General features: G+C 40.0%; 12 protein-coding genes and 1 tRNA gene. 8 read left to right on the top strand and 5 right to left on the bottom strand.

Going from position 1 to position 19,408, the window contains the following annotated elements:
* Positions 1-274 precede the first annotated feature (274 nt).
* From B3317_RS15720 to B3317_RS15700, 5 genes are all read right to left on the bottom strand, one after another.
* Positions 275-1,495: an ABC transporter permease gene (locus B3317_RS15720; RefSeq protein WP_291113307.1), complete on the bottom strand. Its 1,221-nt coding sequence runs from the start codon at positions 1,493-1,495 to the stop codon at positions 275-277.
* Positions 1,496-1,642: 147 nt separating this feature from the next.
* The gene (locus tag B3317_RS15715; RefSeq protein ID WP_291113350.1) at positions 1,643-2,395 is read right to left on the bottom strand and encodes an ABC transporter ATP-binding protein; all 753 of its coding nucleotides are present in this window, start codon (positions 2,393-2,395) and stop codon (positions 1,643-1,645) included.
* A gap of 4 nt (positions 2,396-2,399) precedes the next feature.
* Positions 2,400-3,617, bottom strand: coding sequence for an efflux RND transporter periplasmic adaptor subunit (locus B3317_RS15710; protein WP_291113305.1), 1,218 nt, complete (start codon positions 3,615-3,617; stop codon positions 2,400-2,402).
* An 81-nt stretch (positions 3,618-3,698) separates the two neighbouring features.
* Positions 3,699-5,027, bottom strand: a complete 1,329-nt coding sequence (locus B3317_RS15705; protein ID WP_291113303.1) for a TolC family protein — start codon at positions 5,025-5,027, stop codon at positions 3,699-3,701.
* Positions 5,028-5,049: 22 nt separating this feature from the next.
* A complete protein-coding gene (locus B3317_RS15700) occupies positions 5,050-5,613 on the bottom strand; it encodes a hypothetical protein (protein ID WP_291113302.1) in 564 nt (187 codons plus the stop codon).
* Between the two features lie 246 nt (positions 5,614-5,859).
* On the opposite strand from B3317_RS15700, the gene B3317_RS15695 reads away from it, so the two are divergent.
* The 8 genes from B3317_RS15695 (at position 5,860) to purH (ending at position 19,380) form a co-directional block, all read left to right on the top strand.
* Positions 5,860-8,715, top strand: a complete 2,856-nt coding sequence (locus B3317_RS15695) for a TonB-dependent receptor (RefSeq protein ID WP_291113301.1) — start codon at positions 5,860-5,862, stop codon at positions 8,713-8,715.
* Between the two features lie 49 nt (positions 8,716-8,764).
* The gene (locus tag B3317_RS15690) at positions 8,765-10,294 is read left to right on the top strand and encodes a hypothetical protein (RefSeq protein ID WP_291113298.1); all 1,530 of its coding nucleotides are present in this window, start codon (positions 8,765-8,767) and stop codon (positions 10,292-10,294) included.
* Positions 10,295-10,561: 267 nt separating this feature from the next.
* On the top strand, positions 10,562-13,519 hold the full coding sequence (locus tag B3317_RS15685; protein ID WP_291113296.1) for a PEP/pyruvate-binding domain-containing protein: 2,958 nt from the start codon (positions 10,562-10,564) through the stop codon (positions 13,517-13,519).
* An 18-nt stretch (positions 13,520-13,537) separates the two neighbouring features.
* Positions 13,538-13,939, top strand: coding sequence for a septal ring lytic transglycosylase RlpA family protein (locus tag B3317_RS15680; RefSeq protein ID WP_291113294.1), 402 nt, complete (start codon positions 13,538-13,540; stop codon positions 13,937-13,939).
* Between the two features lie 243 nt (positions 13,940-14,182).
* Positions 14,183-14,256 (top strand) — tRNA-Cys (locus B3317_RS15675).
* A 176-nt stretch (positions 14,257-14,432) separates the two neighbouring features.
* Positions 14,433-16,340: a transcription termination factor Rho gene (rho, locus tag B3317_RS15670; protein ID WP_291113292.1), complete on the top strand. Its 1,908-nt coding sequence runs from the start codon at positions 14,433-14,435 to the stop codon at positions 16,338-16,340.
* 240 nt (positions 16,341-16,580) lie between these two features.
* Positions 16,581-17,519 (top strand): cation diffusion facilitator family transporter, encoded by a 939-nt coding sequence (locus tag B3317_RS15665; protein WP_291113290.1) that lies wholly within the window; start codon positions 16,581-16,583, stop codon positions 17,517-17,519.
* Between the two features lie 337 nt (positions 17,520-17,856).
* Positions 17,857-19,380: a bifunctional phosphoribosylaminoimidazolecarboxamide formyltransferase/IMP cyclohydrolase gene (purH, locus tag B3317_RS15660; RefSeq protein WP_291113288.1), complete on the top strand. Its 1,524-nt coding sequence runs from the start codon at positions 17,857-17,859 to the stop codon at positions 19,378-19,380.
* The last annotated feature ends 28 nt before the right edge of the window (positions 19,381-19,408 follow it).

Genomic DNA, 19,408 nt, shown 5'->3' with positions numbered 1-19,408 from the left:
TACCTTAAGCTCGAATTTACATTTACTAACCATTTTTCGTTAAAAAGTAACAAACGTAACGTTTTTTTCAGTTATCAGTGAACAGTCATCAGTTAACAACTTATATCTCGTATCTCATATAATTTTCAACTTACTGCTTGTTAAAAAGTAACAAAGGTAACACATTATTCACATTTTATTACTGTTACTTTTTCCGAAAACCAATAACGAAATCAAATATCTCTGTACTTATAGCACAACCGTATAGATAAACAATTCTAGGGATAATTCAACCTTATTCATATCTCAGAGCTTCGATCGGATCAAGGTATGATGCTTTTTTTGCAGGATACCAGCCGAAGAAAATTCCCGTTGCAGTACACACAATGAAAGACAATACAATAGTATATACCTGGATGCTGATAGGCCATGCCAGCAGATAATTTACCATAAAAGCACTGCTGACGCCGAGTATCACACCGATAACCCCTCCTGTTACGCTCAGCAGGATAGCTTCGATCAGGAACTGCATCAATATATCCACACCTTTGGCTCCGATAGACATACGCAGCCCGATTTCACGGGTACGTTCAGTTACAGATACATACATGATATTCATAATGCCTATACCACCGACCAACAGCGATATACCGGCAATACATGCCAAAAGGATTGTCATCATATCCGTTGTGGAACTCATCATGGAAATCAGCTCTTTCTGTGAACGTACATTAAAATCATCTTCATCATTCGCACCTATTTTATGACGCTGCCGTAAAATGTTTTCTATACTTGTTATAGCATCCTCTGTCGCATCCTCTGTTACGGCAGAAGCCGATATGGACTGAATGTAAGTAATGGCCAGAATACGCTTCTGAACTGTCGTATAAGGGGCGATTATCAGGTCGTCCTGATCCATCCCCATTGTATTATCACCTTTGGAGGTAAGCACACCTATTACCTTAAAAGGTATTTTGTTGAAACGAATAGTCTGCCCAACAGGGTCTTCACCGTTTGTAAACAAATTATCTACAACAGTCTGTCCTATTACGCAAACTTTTGCAGAAGTCTTAACATCTCCTTCACTAAACATTTCGCCCTGGGAAATAGTATATTTGCGGATATCGAGATAGGACGGGTTTACACCATAAATGGAAGTAGGAGAGTTGTTAGCTCCATAAATCACCTGTCCCGATGATTGCACTTCAGGTGATGCTGCCGAAATATATTCGGCCTGCTCCACAATAGCCTCATAATCTTCGAGTTTCAGTGTCTGCATGCTCGATGCGCTCTGTCGTACTCCGCCAAACTGACCTGTTCCGGGCCGGATATTTATCATATTCGAACCCATTGTGGATATCTGGTCCTGTATACTCTTCTTCGAGCCTTGTCCTATTGCAAGCATAGTAATAACGGCCGCTACACCGATTATAATACCAAGCATAGTAAGGAATCCCCTGAACTTATTACCGCTCAGTGCCCGGAGAGCTATTCTGAATAGATTTACTAGATTCATAACTTTAATATGCCAATTTTTAATATACTAATGTGCTGATATTTTTTAACGAAAAGTGAAGGACGAAAAACGAAAAATATTTTTCACTTATCACTTTTCGTTTTTCACTTTCAAATTGGCACATTGGCATATTATCTCATTATTTCATTAATTATCTTCTTTCGGCAGTTTTGCTAAAAACTCCTTTGCCGACTGAATATTTTCATTATATTTATCCTCCTTGATACTACCATCGCGAATAACAATATTGCGACTGCTGAATGCCGAGATTTCAGGATTGTGGGTTACAAATATAATTGTACGCCCTTCCTCATCATGCATACGTTGCAATACGGAAAGAATTTCGAAAGATGTACGGGTATCGAGGTTTCCGGTAGCTTCATCAGCCAGTATTATCACGGGTTCATTCACCAGTGCCCGGGCAATAGCCACACGTTGCATCTGGCCTCCCGACATCTGATTGGACTTATGGTTCAGCCTGTCACCCAATCCGACTTCTTCCAAAGCCTTTATAGCACGCTGGTGGCGTTCCTTTGCCGAAACATCGGGGTTGTACATAAGAGGTAATTCCACATTTTCCACAGCTGTAGTCTTGGCCAACAGATTATAAGACTGGAATATAAACCCTATCTTACGGTTACGTAATGTAGCCCTGTCATTCTTTCCCATTTTGCGGACAGAAATACCGTCCAGGTAATATTCTCCCTCTGTAGGTGTATCCAGACAACCCAATATATTCAGTAAAGTAGATTTCCCGGAACCGCTTGTACCCATAATGGTTACAAATTCACCCTCCTGTATGCTGAAGCTGATACCCCGCAAGGCATGAACCGTTTCATCGCCTACAACATAGTCGCGTTTCAGATTTTCTACTCTTATAATTTCCTTATTCTGATTCATTACATTATCTCCTTCTGTTGCCGCCCGGACGCTGAGGCATAAACGGACTCGATTCGCCATTTGTTTTTTCAGGCTCGGACATACTGCTATTTGTCTCTTGCGAAATACCTGTAACAACTACTTCTCCCTGATTAAGTCCTTCCTTTACAGATACATGTACACCATCAGTAGTTCCTACTGTAATCTGTTTTGGTGAAAGTGTATTTCCCGATTTTACCCAAACTACTTTCTTTGTTTTATCTTTCGGATCGAACTGCAGAGGCTGTCCCAGTGTCAGGTCTTTAAAATTCTTCATTATATCGGGCTCAGGATTGAAGCGCAAAGCCTTAGATGGTACCACCAACACGTCTTGTTCTTCCTGTGTATAGATATTGACACTGGCTGTAAGTCCCGGTTTCAGTTTCAATTCGGGATTCGGAGCGTCTATAACGACTTCATATGTAACAACATTCGATGTTGTTGTAGCTTCGAGTCTTACCTGTACTACTTTTCCTTCAAATTCATCATCGGGAAAGGCATCCACTGTAAATGTTACACGTTGCCCTTCTTTCACACCGCCTATATCGGCCTCGTCCACATTGGCGATCACCCGCATCTTTGTCAGGTCGTTAGCTATGGTAAACAGGGTAGGGGTGCTGAATGAAGCGGCTACGGTTTGTCCTTCTTCTACCGCGCGGGATATAACCACCCCATCGATAGTAGATGTGATAGTTGCATATCCCAGATTGGTTTGTGCTTTCAGTACAGCGGCCTTCGATGAAGTTACAGCCAACTGTGCCGTCTGATATGCCGATTCGGCATTTTCCCAGTCTACCTTGCTTATAGCTTGCTTTTCCCACAGACCTTTCTGACGGTCGTAATTTTGTTTTTGTAATGTAAGCTCAACCTGTCTTGTCTGTAGATTGGCATTCGCGTTTTCCAGTTCCGACACAAGCAGCCTCTTATCCAGCTCGGCCAGTACTTGTCCGGCTTTGACTTCTGAATTAAAGTCCACATATATTTTAGATATAACACCCGATACCTGTGTACCTACCTCTACTAGTGTTATTGGCTCTATAGTACCTGTTGCTGTAACGGCAATAGAGATATTTCCTTTTTCTACTTTCGCTGTATCCAGCATAATCGCAGAACCTTTTGTTGATGGCAGGAGGAAGAATATCCCTGCAGCCACAATTACTATTACGGCTATAATAATCAGGTATTTTTTCAATTTCTTGTTCATAATTAGTTACGAGTTACGAGTAAACGAGTTACAAGTTGTTTATAATCTGTAAAGAGTTAATTGTCAACTATTAATTAATAATTATAATGCAATTTCCTGTCCCTGATAAAAATTAAGTAATTTGAGACTTACCAACGCTGTATATTTAGCTTGCAGCAAATCCTGCAAAGCATTGGCATAATTATTTTTTTCGGTCGTCAGTTCAACCGTATTGCGCATTCCCAGCGCATATTGTTCCTGCACCAGTTCATAGCTCAATTTGGCCGAATTAAGTTTGTCTTTTGCCGCATTGTATTTACTTTGTCCCGACACTGCATCCTGATACAGGTTTTCTATTGTCGACAGCAATGTCTTTTGTGTATCGATAAGATCCAGTTCAGCCATTTGAATATTCAAATCGGCTTTCTTTACATTCGACCGGTTCTGTTTATTATCAAATATAGGGATGCTGACCGTCAGTCCTACACTCTGATTGAAATTACGCCCTATCTGTGTCGCAAATGAGGGACTGCTGTTGAATATATTTCCTGTACCGATACTTCCCGATACGGATACTGTCGGTAAATAGCCCGCTTTGGCAGACGATTTGTTGAGTTCTGCCAGTTTTATATTTGTTTTGCTGCCGGCAATTTCCGGCATAATATTCAAAGCCCTCTGATAAACTTCATATTTTGAAGGGATAAAAGATAATATGTCCTGGTCGGCAATCCTGGGAAAGTCGATATCCATTTCTTCGTCATAATCAAGTTCCAGCAGCTGTTTTAATTGCAGCTTATAAACCTCAAACGAATTCTGAGCCTGCACCAGATTATATTTATCGGCACTGTATTGCGCTTCCACCTGCGCATATTCGCTCCGGGTTATACTACCGGCATCCAGAAATATTTTAGTCTGTTCCAATTGAGCGGAATCTGAAGCAACTATATTTTCATTGTTTTTTATCGATTCCCTGCTGTATAATATCTGTAGATAAGCCTGAGTAATAGCTATTTCTATATTGTTCTGGGTATTCTGGGTATTCAGATTCTGCATTTCTTTCTGCAATTGAGCCTGCTTTATATCATTCCTGTTTTTTCCACCGTTGTACACAGTCCAGTTCGCATTCAGGGTATATTGCCCGTTGAATAAACCTTCGTACCTGTAATCCCCGTTTCCATCCGGCGATTGGGAATTGGTATATCGCTGTGAGACACTTCCGCTGAGGGAAGGGAACAATGCGGCCTTGGATTGTGAAATATCCACATCGTAAGTTTCTGCTGTAATGTCCGATTTTTTCACCTGAATATTTTCCTGCCGTGCATAATCGATACAATCCCGCAAGGTCCATTTTCTTTGTGAAAAAGCAATGGTTGGTATCAGAACACCAACCATTACCAATCCAAACAATCTTTTAATATTATACGTGTCCATAAAATTCTAATTCATGAAGTTATCAAAACATATCGTCATCCGGCATATCCGGACGGCCTCCGCCATCATCGGGTCTTTGTGCGGGCGGCTGTTGCCTGTTGCCCCTTTCGGGTCTGCCTTGCCCTCTGAACTCTATATTCTTCTTACTAGCGGAGAATATATTATATTGCTCTTCGGATAGGATAGAACGATACTTCTTGTCATATTTTTCTTCTTTCTTTTTTATTTTTCCATCTATTTTAGCCATCTTCCCGAAAAGTTTCTGCCTTTCTTTTTCCGCCATTCCCGGATTTTCGGAATCTATTTTCAATTGCTGCTTTTCCTGCATCAACTTGGAAATATCCTTACGTTCATTGGTTATTTCCTTTCCCAGTTTTTCTCGTTGTTCCAGTGTTAGACCCGGGATTTCGGGCATACCCATTATCATAAAACTATCCTGGTTTTGTCCCTGACCGTTCATCATAGGCGGACGGCCTCCACCTCGGCCCCCCTGAGGTCTGCCACCGCCTCCTCCGCCCATTGGCGGTTGTGCGGCCAAACCGGAACACATAAGAATGAATGTTATTGCCAAAATCGACTTTTTCATATTTCATATTTTTATTTCTATCTCAAAATTATGAGGAGGAAGGGTGGCAAACAACGCTAATCGACAGACAGGCAGATTTCATAGATGTATAAGCGTTTTCGCCTGATAAAAGGGAAGTATTCGCTGTTAAGAATATCACAAAGGACTTAACAGGAAAGAGACAATTTCTTTGTTCAACCTTATTTTTTATGTAGCGTTTCTGTAACAAAAATACAAGTGCTTTGTATCGTAAAATTCAAAGAAAATATGTACAAGGAAATTAGGAATATGTTTAAGCTACGTAACTACTTATTAAAAGCTTTTTTTGCGGTATTTATATTACTATCAGCAAACACCCTGTCGGCACAGACAATAATAAAGGGGTCGGTAAAAGATGCCAAAACACTGGAAACACTACCCGGAGTTGCCATATCGGTAAAAAACACCACGATAGGAGTAATAACAAATGAAAATGGTGACTACGAACTTAATGTTGCCCCCGGGAAATATACCATAGTAACATCTTATTTATCTTATCAGCCGATGGAAATTACAGATGTGGAAGTAAAGAAAGGTGAGCCCACCATAGTAGATATTCCCATGAAGGAATCGGAACATGCGTTGGGCGAAGTATATGTAGTAGCGATAGGCCGTATAAACTCGGAAGTATCCCTCCTGAGTTCGATAAAGAAATCCAATGCTGTTATAAGCGGAGTATCCTCACAACAAATATCGAAAAGTCAGGACAGGGATGCATCGGAAGTAATAAGACGGGTGCCCGGAATTTCTATCATAGACGATAAATTTGTAGTAGCCAGAGGATTATCGCAAAGATATAATAATGTATGGGTAAATAACAGTACAATCCCCAGTTCGGAAGCAGATACCCGTGCTTTCTCATTCGATATCATCCCCAGTTCACAGATAGAAAATATCATGATCGTAAAATCACCGCAACCGGAACTGCCGGCTGATTTCTCGGGAGGTTTTATTAAGGTGGAGACAAAAGGTATTCCCGGCGAAAATTCAATACAGTTGAATTATGGTCTCGGTATCAATACTCAGACTCAGTTTAAGGATTTCAAATACAGCAAAGGCAGCGGAACAGATTTTCTTGGCTTCGACGATGGAATGAGAAGCTTGTCAAGTGCCTTTAATTCAGGACGAATCGACAATGCTAATGCAGAGCAGGTGAGTAACCTGACAAAGAACGGCTTCAATAACGATTGGTCTGTAAAGACAAAAAATCCATTACCCGACCAACGTTTAGGTTTCGTTATCAACCGTAAATATACCGGACAGGACAATAGTATGTGGGGACTTATCGCTGCTTTGAACTATAGCAATACAAGCAAGACATATACAGATATGGAAAACTCCAGATACGGCGTATATGATTCCGATAATGACAAACCATATTTTACATTTAAATACAAAGATAATCAGTATAATAATGATGCAAGGGTAGGGGCTTTAGCCAATCTTATATATATGCCGAACGACAAGCATCGTTTCGAATTCAGAAATATAGTAAACCAGATAGGGAAGAACAGATATACCGACCGCGAAGGATATCAGAACACAAGTGGATTTTACGGACAACGCAAGGCCGAATATATCTACAGTAGCCGCCTGGCTTACTCAGGACAATTAGCCGGAAAACATACCCTAACCGATAAAGACAATCTGGACTGGGTCACAGGTTTCTCCTACAGCAACAAGAACCAGCCGGACAGACGTATTATCAACTGGGAAGAAAACGGATATTCCGGAGATGCCCATTACAAAGAATACCAAATAGACCAGAATGATATAACACGGGACTATAATAAGCTGAACGAATATAGCTATACTTTATCGACAAATTATACACATGATTTTTCGTTCGACAATGGCTTCAAACCTTCTGTAAAAGCTGGAGTATACGGAGAATACAGAGACAGGAATTACAATACACGGTTTTTTAAATACCGTTGGATACCGGAAAATCTGCCCGATGATTTCGGTTACAGGGATGCTATCTCAGGGATACTGATTCCGGAAAATTATGGTGCAGATAAATTATACGCTTATGACGATACCGACCGACTTAACGATTATTCGGGTACGAATACACAGGCTGCAGGATATATAGGTTTCAACATCCCGTTCAGTAAGTTCAATATTTATACGGGTGCCCGTCTGGAGCATAATAAGATGTCGCTGAAAAGCTATACAACTATCTCCGGGGACAAATCGAAGACAACAGATTATTCATACACGGATATATTCCCATCGTTGAATGCGTCATACAATCTTACAGACGACCATCTGGTACGGATAGCATACGGACGCTCTACCAACAGACAGGAATTCAGGGAAATATCATCATCTTCATATTATGACTTCGACCTGTTCAGCTTCGTATCGGGTAATCCGGATCTGAAACCTGCTTATATCGACAATTTCGATATCAGATACGAGTTTTATCCTTCATCTTCGGAAATATTCTCCGTAGCCCTGTTCTACAAACGCTTTAAAGACCCGATCGAATGGACCTACCTTGACGGAGGGGGAACCTATATCTATACATTCAAGAATGCGGATAATGCAGATAATTACGGTATAGAAGTAGATATCAAAAAGAAGCTGGATTTTGTGGGACTGAAAGATTTCTCCCTGACATTCAATGGCTCATTGATTAAAAGTAAAGTGAAATTTAAAGAAAACTCGGGAGCGAATTACGACCGTCCGATGCAGGGACAATCTCCATATCTGATAAATGCAGGTATATTCTATCAGAATGAAGCTCTCGGGCTGAATGCAACAGTGCTTTATAATATTATAGGTAAACGTATTGTGGGAATCGGGCGCATATCCACCTCTTCAGGCTCTTCTATCAACAACGATATACCTGACATGTACGAAATGCCCCGCAATGTACTCGACCTGACTGTGACTAAAAAACTGGGTAAACATTTCGAGCTAAATGCCGGAATAAAAGATATTCTGGCAGCGAAAGCAAAGTATGCACAGTTTCCCAAATTTGTAGACAAGGACGGTAATACTCAAGAGAGGGAGCAAATAACGAAGGAATATAAAACCGGACAAAATATTTCATTAACAGCTAGATACTCATTCTAATTACACATATAGGTATCAAATAGTAAAACATTTTTTAATAATATTGATTATGAAAACTTTAAGTTTATTTAAAAGCGCATTTTTTATTGCATGTATAGCTTTGTTTCCGGCATGCTCGGATAGCAATGACGATACAGATGGTGGAAACGGAGGCGGAGAAGAAACCGAACAAATCCTGTTTAATAACGGAACAGAAATCGGTAATGGGGAACAAAATTTCTTTGTAAAAGAAAGCCATACAATCAGAAAAGGAACTTATGTACTCAAAGGCTGGGTATATATTGAAGATGGAGCTACTCTTACGATAGAGCCGGGAACAGTCATAAAAGGAGATAAAGAAACCAAAGCAGCCCTGATAGCTAAAAGAGGAGGAAAACTGATAGCTAAAGGAACTGCTGCCGAACCTATCATATTTACATCCAATCAGGCAAAAGGAAGTCGTAAACCGGGTGACTGGGGAGGTATTATCCTATGCGGTAGAGCTAAAAATAACATTGATATAGTAGACGGAATGCAGATAGAAGGCGGAGTAGACGCCAAGCATGGAGGAAACAACGACGAAGATAATTCAGGTGTAATTAGCTATGTGAGAATAGAATATGCCGGTTATCCGTTTGCTACCGATCAGGAAATAAACGGTCTGACAATGGGATCGGTAGGTCGCGGTACACAGATAGACCACGTACAGGTATCTTATAGTAATGACGATTCCTTTGAGTGGTTTGGCGGAACAGTAAATGCAAAATACCTTGTAGCATATCACGGATGGGATGACGATTTCGATACAGACAATGGATATTCAGGTAAATTGCAATTCCTTTTGTCAGTTAAAAATCCGAAAATAGCAGACCAATCCTTATCAAATGGTTTTGAATCCGATAACAATGCAAATGGTACAACTGACGAACCATATACTAAAGCCGTATTCAGTAATGTCACTCTGATAGGCCCAATGGGACAGACTACGGATTTTGCTAATACCACACAGTATATTACAGGTGACGGGCTGAATCCTAACAATGGATCAAGACTTGGTATATTCCAGGCAGCAATACAAATTCGCCGCAACTCACGTCTGAATCTCTTCAATTCCGTTGCTACAGGATATCCGGTAGGCCTGTTGTTAGACAATCAAAAAGGTACTACTCAAACATGGGCTACAGACGGCATACTTAAATTACAAAATAATGTATTCGCCGGAATGGGAATCGTAGGTTCTGATATCAACAAGCAGGCTAATGGATGGACAGACCAGTTATCTACAGACGGAACGAATGTTACCGACGCTACAAAAGCTTCATTCTCCAGTACATTCTTTAAAAAAGAAGGCAACAATAACACGATTCTGAATAATATATCGGACCTCAAACTGAAACAGCCTAACAGCAAAGAAGCCAATCCTAACTATGGACCTGTTACAGGAAGTCCGGTTCTTGGCTTAGGTGCATTTACAGATGCCTCGCTAAACGATTCATTCTTCACTATAGTAAATTATTCAGGAGCTTTTGCCAGCGACTCGGATAATGACAACTGGCTGAAAGGATGGACAAATTTTGACCCTCAAAACACTACTTATTAATATTACTTCAATTTTTCATAAAAGGGACGGTTAAATAAGCCGTCCCTTTTTATATACTATTATGGAGTAAAAAAAGACTTATTTCGTTTAGAATATTAAAAGATATAGATTAAAAGAATAAGAGAAGCTGAGCAGATTTTATATCCGGCTTCTTTTTTTGCATTATATTTGTTGCGTATATATTATCCTGATAAACGAAAGTCTGCCGGAAAATATTTTATTAAAGACAGACTGGCAACTCGTAACTAATAACTGTAACTGTTTTTTATGAAACGAATACCAGATATCAAAGATTTCCGTATCAAAGACACTTCGTTCGCCAACCTTATGAATAAGCGGATCTATAATGTTTTGCTGATAGCAACCAAATATGATTCTTTTATTCTCGAAGACGACGGACGTATCGACGAACAGATCTTTAATGAATATACGTCCCTTAACCTGAACTATCCGCCACGTTTTACACAAGTAGTTACTGAAGAAGAGGCTCTGACCGAACTTAGTGAGAATCACTATGAACTCATAATCCAGATGCCGAATATGGACGAAACGGATATGTTCGCCACGGCAAAACATATAAAGGAACATTTTAATGATATACCGTTTGTTGTTCTTACCCCGTTTTCGAGAGAAGTAACCAAGAGATTGTCGCAGGAAGACCTGTCGGGTGTAGATTATGTATTTAGCTGGCTTGGCAATCCCGATTTACTATTGGCTATCATAAAGCTGATAGAAGACGCAATGAATGCCGAACATGATACAGAAAGCGTAGGTGTACAGATCATCCTTCTTATCGAAGATTCGGTACGGTTTTATTCATCGGCCCTGCCAACCCTGTTCAAGATAGTTATGGAAGAATCGAAAGAATTTTCGAAAGAAGCCCTGAACGAACACCAACAGATGTTGCGTATGCGTGGCCGCCCTAAAATCATGCTAGCCCGCACCTTCGAAGAAGCTGTCGGGATATATACCGAATATAAAGATAATATACTTGGCATAGTGACCGATATGAGCTATATGCATGGGGGGACGAAGGACAAACTGGCTGGTTATAACTTTGCCAAATGGGTAAAGGAAAAGGATCGTTTCAAACCGATTGTCTTCACTTCGTCCGAAATAACGAACAAAGTATATGCAGACGAATTGGAGTGCAGTTTCATTGATAAAAACTCGAAAAGTTTTCCTCGCGATTTAAGAAAACAGGTTGTAAATAATTTCGGTTTCGGCGACTTCGTTATTATCAATCCCGAGACCCAGGAAGAGATATTCCGTATCCGCAACCTAAAGGATTTACAGAAAAATATATTTAATATACCAACCGATTCGCTGGTATACCATATGTCCCACAACCATTTTTCACGTTTTTTCTATTCCCGTGCACTGTTTCCGCTGGCAGAAGGATTGAAGAAAATAGATATTTCTGACTTCGACAATGTGGAAGACGCCCGCCAGATCATCTATGATATGATAATAAAATACCGGCGTATCAAAAATTCGGGAATTGTAGCCGTTTTTGATAAAGACAGGTTCGATGAATTCTCCAATTTTGTGCGAATGGGCGATGGATCTATAGGTGGAAAAGGCCGTAGTATCGCGTTTATGGATAACATTGTTAAAGAACACACCGAACTGAACGATGACGAGAATATTGTAGTAAGAATTCCCCGTACAGTGGTTATGTCCACCGATCTCTTTGATGAATTCATGGAAATAAACGATTTGTACCCCATAGCTCTATCCGACAGACCGGACGATGAGATTCTCCGTTATTTTCTTAAAGCCGGATTGCCGGACCGCCTGATTGAAGATTTTATGGCATTTCTGGATGTGGTAAAGGCACCCGTAGCCGTACGCTCATCAAGTTTGTTGGAAGATTCCCATTACCAACCGTTTGCAGGTGTGTATTCCACATATATGATACCACTACTACCCGATAAATATGAAATGCTGGGGCTTTTAGGAAAAGCGATTAAAGCCGTTTACGCATCTGTATTTTACAGAGATAGCAAGACATATATGGTAGCCACGCAAAACCTGATTGACCAGGAAAAAATGGCTATTGTATTACAGGAAGCTGTCGGAAGCCGTTATGGAGACCATTTCTATCCTACATTATCGGGAGTTGCCCGTTCGCTTAATTTCTATCCTGTAGGCAATGAAAAACCGGAAGAAGGTATTGCAAATATTGTGTTGGGACTGGGAAAATATATTGTCGAAGGCGGAGCCAGCCTGCGCTTTTCGCCCGCTCATCCGCATAATATAGTACAATTAAGTTCCGTTGATTTTGCATTAAGAGATACACAACGCTTCTTCTATGCGCTGGATATGAAAGATACAGATAAGGAATTTTCCACTAATGACGGTTTTAATCTGTTGAAACTGAATCTGAAAGATGCAGAAAAAGACGGCTCTATCAAATATATATCATCTACTTACGACCCGGTAGACCAGGTGATTTATGACGGTTATTATGAAGGAGGGCGAAAAATCCTATCTTTTGTTAATATATTGCAACACAATGTTTTCCCTTTGGCCGAAATATTGAAGCAAACACTCAGGATAGGACAGGAAGAAATGGGACGGGCAGTGGAAATAGAATTTGCCGCCGACCTGAAAGACAAAGGGGAAGGTACTTTCTACCTTTTGCAGATACGCCCTATTGTACAGAACCGCGAGTTGCAAAGTGAAGACCTGTCGCAGATAAAGCCTGAACAGGAAATATTACATTCCACAAGTGCGCTCGGCCATGGGGTAACCAGTGATGTGTACGACATAGTTTATGTGAAAACCAAAAGCTTCAGTGCAGCAAATAATCAATCGATTGTCGCAGAGATAGATGGTATAAACAGAGAATTTCTGGATAACGATAAGAATTATGTGCTTGTTGGCCCGGGAAGATGGGGGAGTAGTGATCCCTGGCTGGGAATACCGGTACGCTGGCCACAAATAAGTAATGCACGGGTGCTGGTAGAGATTGCGTTGGATAACTATAAGATAGAACCAAGTCAGGGCACGCACTTTTTCCAGAATCTGACCTCTTTTGGAGTCGGCTATTTCTCTATTAATCCCTTTTTACAAAACGACGGACTATTCGATGAAGAATATTTGAACAGCCAGCCGGCTGTTTACGAAACAGAATACCTGCGTCATGTCCGTTTCCCGAATCCTGTCATAATAAAGATAAACGGAAAGAAAAAGATCGGCGTTGTACTGAAACCTGAATAATAAAGTAATTATTACCTTATGAAAAAAGCGGTATTTATACTCCTATTGTTTATCTTAGTCCTGATGGTTAATGCTCAGCATACCGGAAAGGCAACATTCTATGGGACGAAATTCAATAACAGGAAAACTGCCAGCGGAGAGATATACAGAAAAGACAGTATGGTATGCGCCCATAAGACATATCCTTTTGGGACATTATTGAAAGTAAAGAACTTACATAATGATAAGGAGGTTGTAGTACGGGTAATAGACAGAGGTCCCTTCAGAAAGAAATATATCATAGATCTGTCTTATGCAGCTGCTAAAAAGATAGATATGTTAAGCCGGGGTGTTGCCGATGTTATGGTATCGGAGCATAAATATAATTTGCCGGCGCCTTTTACAATTTATATGTTTGATACGTTAAAGCTTCCAAAATAAGGATGGAAACTAAATTATTTTTATTAAATTTGAAATTATCAGATAAATCATGGTGAACATTAGAATCAAATCAGCATTTACATATAATCCTAAATAATAAGTAAATACGGGATTTAATAATAATCAGATCTCTTTTGTGTTCTATACTATAACCGGAGAGAGCCTTGGTTTCGGGATAAAAAAAATTATAAAAACTTGTCTGTTGAATAAATTGTTATATCTTTGCATTCGCTAACCAAAAATGGTTCCTTGGCCGAGTGGTTAGGCACCGGTCTGCAAAACCGTTGACGGCGGTTCGAATCCGCCAGGAACCTCCAAAAGAGCAAACTTTTAGGCTTTATTTTATGATAATAATCACTTTGGGTTATTATCTTCTAAAAAAGAATAAAATCCATAATAATTATTATAAATAGTATTTGAACTACCAAAAGGTTATTCCTTAATTATTTTTTGAAAATACATACAAAATCAGTATAATTTAATATAGATATACATGCGTATATATAACATTCTTGAGCTTAACGAAAAGCTCACAATAGAACTAAGAACTATCGCTAAAGAACTTGGAATCAGACGGCCTGACGCTTATAAAAAAGACGAACTTATCTATAAGATATTAGATGAACAGGCCATTATGGAAGCTAAGAATAAAAATTCGGAAAGCTACCAAAGTGAAGATAGGATAGAACAACAGCAGAAAAAATCGCAAGCTGCTGCTAAAGGAAAACAAAAAGCCCAGAATCAAACAAAAAAACAGGACCAAACTCCTAAACCTCAAACCACACCTCCTGCTCCTGTAAAAGAAAAAGTAGCAGCCGTACAACCCAAGAAAGAGGATACTCCAAAACCAACCCCTCAGGAAGAGGTGAAAAAGGAAGTTAAACCGGAACCGGTTAAAACCCCTGTTGCAGAGAAAAAAGAAGTTCCTGCACCTGTTGTAGCTGCTGAAAAAGCTCCGCAGAAGGAAATTATTGTTAAAAAGAATAACGGAGAGCCGAAGGAAAATAAACCTGAAGCCGAAGCTAAGCCACAACAACCGGCAGCAAAACCAACCCAACTGGTTTTCCGTTCAAATAAGGTAAGAGAAGAAGAACCGCAGGAACCTATTCCGGGATTACCTTTGCTTACCCCTCTGGAAGTAGACTCAGAAGTTACACCTGTCGAAATTATAGTGCCTGAAATCCCTGCAAAACCGGCAGCCAAACAGCCACAACAAAATCAACAACATAACAATAATAATCAGAAACAAAATAATCAGCAACAAGATAATAAACAATTCGATTTCGAAGGTATATTGAATGCTACCGGCGTACTCGAAATTATGCAGGAAGGTTACGGATTTTTACGTTCATCCGATTATAATTATATGTCTTCTCCTGACGATGTTTATATTTCTCAATCGCAGATCCGTCTATTCGGTCTTAAAACAGGAGATATCGTGGAAGGCCCTATCCGTCCTCCAAAAGAATCGGAGAAATTCTTTCCTTTAGTAAAAGTAGACAGAATTAATGGGCGCACACCGGACGAAGTTCGTGACCGTGTCCCGTTCGACCATCTGAAACCACTCTTCCCTGATGAGAAATTTAAGCTCACAAAGGGCCGCAACGATAACTTATCGTGCCGTGTAGTGGATTTATTCTCTCCGATAGGGAAAGGACAGCGTGGACTTATTGTTGCGCAGCCAAAAACAGGTAAGACTACATTACTGAAAGATATTGCAAACGCTATTGCCGACAACCATCCTGAAGTATATATGATTGTACTTCTTATCGATGAACGTCCTGAAGAGGTAACAGACATGGAACGCAGTGTAAATGCAGAGGTGATTGCTTCTACATTTGATGAACCTGCCGACCGTCACGTAAAAATAGCGGAAATAGTACTCAATAAAGCTAAACGCATGGTAGAATGCGGGCATGACGTGGTTATCCTCCTTGATTCCATTACCCGTCTGGCACGTGCTTACAATACAGTACAACCGGCATCGGGTAAAGTATTGACCGGGGGTGTGGATGCCAATGCCCTGCACAAACCGAAACGTTTCTTCGGGGCTGCCCGTAATATAGAGAACGGAGGTTCACTTACCATTATAGCTACTGCGCTTACAGAAACAGGTTCTAAAATGGATGATGTTATCTTCGAAGAATTTAAAGGTACAGGTAATATGGAACTTCAACTCGACCGTAAACTGTCCAACAAACGTATCTTCCCTGCTGTGGATATCATTGCATCCAGTACACGTCGCGACGACCTGCTGCTTAGCAACGATACACTCAGCCGTATGTGGGTTCTGCGTAACTTCTTATCGGATATGAATTCGGTAGAGGCAATGCAGTTCCTTGAAAACAGGTTGAGAAAAACAATAAATAATGAAGAGTTTCTCATTTCGATGAACGACTGATAGAAGATATTTATAATATTAAATACTTAAAGCAAGGGAAAAAGATTAACTTTACCCTTGCTTTTTTATTTCGAAAAAAACGGATAGCACTTTTGCTTGTATATTATAATGAATAGTATCAAACAAGTTATTACTGCCGGACGTTTACATAAAGAGCATATCAAAAGTAGCTTTAAAACAGATTGCAGATTCATTATCTCCGCTACTTTCTTATATTCATTACTTTAACTAAATAGTTTTATGGGACATAACCATAACCACGATGACCACGATCATGGGCATTCACACGGAGGCCACAGCCATAGTCACAATGCAAACAAAAAAGCATTGACTATCAGCTTTATCCTGATATCCGGATTTATGTTTATTGAATTTATCGGAGGATATCTGACAAACAGTCTGGCATTAATTTCCGATGCAGGGCATATGCTAAGTGATGCCGTGGCACTGGGATTAAGCCTAAGTGCACTAATCTTCGGCGCAAGAGCTGCCACTGCGTCCAAAACATATGGTTATAAACGCTTCGAAATTCTGGCAGCATTATTGAATGGAATTGTATTGGTATTGTTAGCTGTTTTCATCTTTAAAGAAGCCATTGAACGTCTATCTTCTCCCCCTCAGGTGATAGGCAAGGGGATGATGATAATATCCACTATCGGATTAATTATTAATATTATTGTTGCCTGGATATTGCATTCACAGGGTTCTACCGAAGAAAATCTGAATGTCCGCAGCGCATTTCTTCATGTTATCGGAGATTTGCTCGGTTCGGTAGGGGCTATCATTGCGGCTGTGCTTATTATGCTGTTCGGTTGGTATATAGCCGACCCGATAGCCAGTATGATTGTGTCTTTGTTAGTGCTTTACAGTGGCTGGAACGTGCTCAAAGAATCAGTAAACATATTGATGGAAGCCAAACCATCCGGTATCGATTCGGAAGAGGTGATAAATGTCCTCAAATCGGTGGATGGGGTAGAGGGTGTCCATGATCTGCATATATGGATGATAACCTCCGACTTCTCTGTGATGACAGTACATCTCAAAGTAAACCCGGAAGCAGACCGTGACCTTATCCTGGAAAAGGCAAAACGATCGATCGGCAAACAATTTGGCATCAGACATGTAACTATACAGACCGAAGGCCGTGAATTGTACCTGTGTGAAGAGTCATGCAATTGACAGCTACTTCTTTGCCAATACTATCGTTTCTGAGAATTTCCTAATCATATTAGTAAAAGACATTTTCAGACTATTATAATCACAGTTTGTTTCAGATTATAACCGGCAGATACCATTACTTTGCTACTATCTCGCCCGTTGTCATACATACGTTTTTCACAGGCATTGAGTTATTGGGATTTGTTTGTAAGTATATGAAAATATGTAAATATCGATGCGATTTTTCCCTATTTTTTCCGAACAGATATATTCCTGAAAAATTATATTAAAAACGGTCTGTAATAACAATAGTTTTTATAACTTTGTTCCCCTAAAAAAGTCGGATAATTAACACATCATGTCTTCAGAGAAAAAAATTAAAACAGCGTTAGTTTCAGTTTATCATAAAGATGGATTGGATGAGATCTTAAAAAAATTAGATAGTTTAGGTGTTCGTTTCATTTCTACAGGCGGAACGAAAAGTTTCATTGAATCGTTAGGCTTACCATGCGATGCCGTGGAAGATGCAACAGGTTATCCTTCTATTTTGGGTGGGCGGGTAAAAACATTACATCCGAAGATATTTGGTGGAATCCTCTGTCGCAGAGAACTAACCGAAGATATGAAACAGGTAAAAGCATACGATATACAAGAAATTGATCTGGTTATCGTGGACTTGTATCCTTTTGAAGACACAGTTGCTTCAGGCGCCAGCGAACAAGATATTATAGAAAAAATAGATATAGGTGGCATTTCCCTCATTCGTGCTGCAGCAAAAAATTTCAAAGACGTAATTATCGTTGCATCAAAACAACAATATCAACCATTGATGACCCTGCTGGAAGAAAAGTCCGGAAAATCAGATATTACAGACCGTAAGTTCTTTGCTAAAGAGGCTTTCTCGGTATCTTCTTCCTATGACACTGCCATATTTAATTATATGGATAATAATGAAGGAACAGCATTCCGTTATGCAGAAGACAATGCCATGCATCTTCGCTACGGAGAAAATCCACATCAGAAAGGTACATTCTATGGCGACTTCAATGCAATGTTTGACCAGTTGCATGGCCGTGAAATATCATATAACAATTTGCTTGACGTAGAATCTGCTGTAAGCCTTATCAGCGAATTCGATGAAACAACCGTCGCAATCTTGAAGCATAATAATGCCTGTGGCATTGCGTCGCGTCCTACCGTAGTTGAAGCATGGAAAGATGCTTTGGCCGGAGACCCTGTCTCGGCTTTTGGCGGTATCATTGTCAGCAACCGGAAAATAGATAAAGCAGCAGCAGAGGAGATCAACAATATTTTCTTTGAAATAGTAATTGCACCTGCATATGATAAGGATGCACTTGAAATTTTGGAACAAAAGAAAAATCGCATTATCTTAGTGCAGAAAGAAGGATTGGCCGGAGATAGACAATTCCGTTCACTCTTGAATGGTGTTTTGGTACAAGATAAAGATTTAAGTATACAAACAGCTGACGATCTAAAATTGGTAACAAACAGGCCACTGCAAGGTACAGAACTTGAAGACTTGTTATTTGCCAACAAATTAGTGAAGCATACTAAATCGAATGCCATCATTTTGGTTAAAAATAAACAATTGTGTGCCGGAGGTACCGGACAGACTTCACGTGTTGATGCATTGAAGCAGGCGATAGAAAAAGCGGATTCTTTTGGCTTTAGTCTCGATGGATCTGTTATGGCTTCCGATGCATTCTTTCCGTTTCCCGACTGTGTGGAAATAGCAGGTAATGCAGGAATTACAGCTGTAGTACAACCGGGAGGCTCAGTGAAAGATAATTTATCGGTCGAATATTGTAACGAACACAATATTTCGATGGTAATGACTGGTATCCGTCATTTTAAACATTAATAATTAACTGGTTAGTAAGCAAATATAA

Origin of the sequence: Dysgonomonas sp. UBA7710 (genome assembly GCF_002482385.1) — a bacterium.
Lineage (GTDB): Bacteria > Bacteroidota > Bacteroidia > Bacteroidales > Dysgonomonadaceae > Dysgonomonas.
The sequence above is the reverse complement of the archived record's forward strand: the minus strand, read 5'-3'. Positions and strand labels throughout refer to the sequence as shown.

Coding starts and splice junctions, on each gene's coding strand:
- B3317_RS15720 (WP_291113307.1), bottom strand. CDS start 1,495: ATGAATCTAGTAAATCTATTCAGAATAGCTCTCCGGGCACTGAGCGGT.
- B3317_RS15715 (WP_291113350.1), bottom strand. CDS start 2,395: ATGAATCAGAATAAGGAAATTATAAGAGTAGAAAATCTGAAACGCGAC.
- B3317_RS15710 (WP_291113305.1), bottom strand. CDS start 3,617: ATGAACAAGAAATTGAAAAAATACCTGATTATTATAGCCGTAATAGTA.
- B3317_RS15705 (WP_291113303.1), bottom strand. CDS start 5,027: ATGGACACGTATAATATTAAAAGATTGTTTGGATTGGTAATGGTTGGT.
- B3317_RS15700 (WP_291113302.1), bottom strand. CDS start 5,613: ATGAAAAAGTCGATTTTGGCAATAACATTCATTCTTATGTGTTCCGGT.
- B3317_RS15695 (WP_291113301.1), top strand. CDS start 5,860: ATGTACAAGGAAATTAGGAATATGTTTAAGCTACGTAACTACTTATTA.
- B3317_RS15690 (WP_291113298.1), top strand. CDS start 8,765: ATGAAAACTTTAAGTTTATTTAAAAGCGCATTTTTTATTGCATGTATA.
- B3317_RS15685 (WP_291113296.1), top strand. CDS start 10,562: ATGAAACGAATACCAGATATCAAAGATTTCCGTATCAAAGACACTTCG.
- B3317_RS15680 (WP_291113294.1), top strand. CDS start 13,538: ATGAAAAAAGCGGTATTTATACTCCTATTGTTTATCTTAGTCCTGATG.
- rho (WP_291113292.1), top strand. CDS start 14,433: ATGCGTATATATAACATTCTTGAGCTTAACGAAAAGCTCACAATAGAA.
- B3317_RS15665 (WP_291113290.1), top strand. CDS start 16,581: ATGGGACATAACCATAACCACGATGACCACGATCATGGGCATTCACAC.
- purH (WP_291113288.1), top strand. CDS start 17,857: ATGTCTTCAGAGAAAAAAATTAAAACAGCGTTAGTTTCAGTTTATCAT.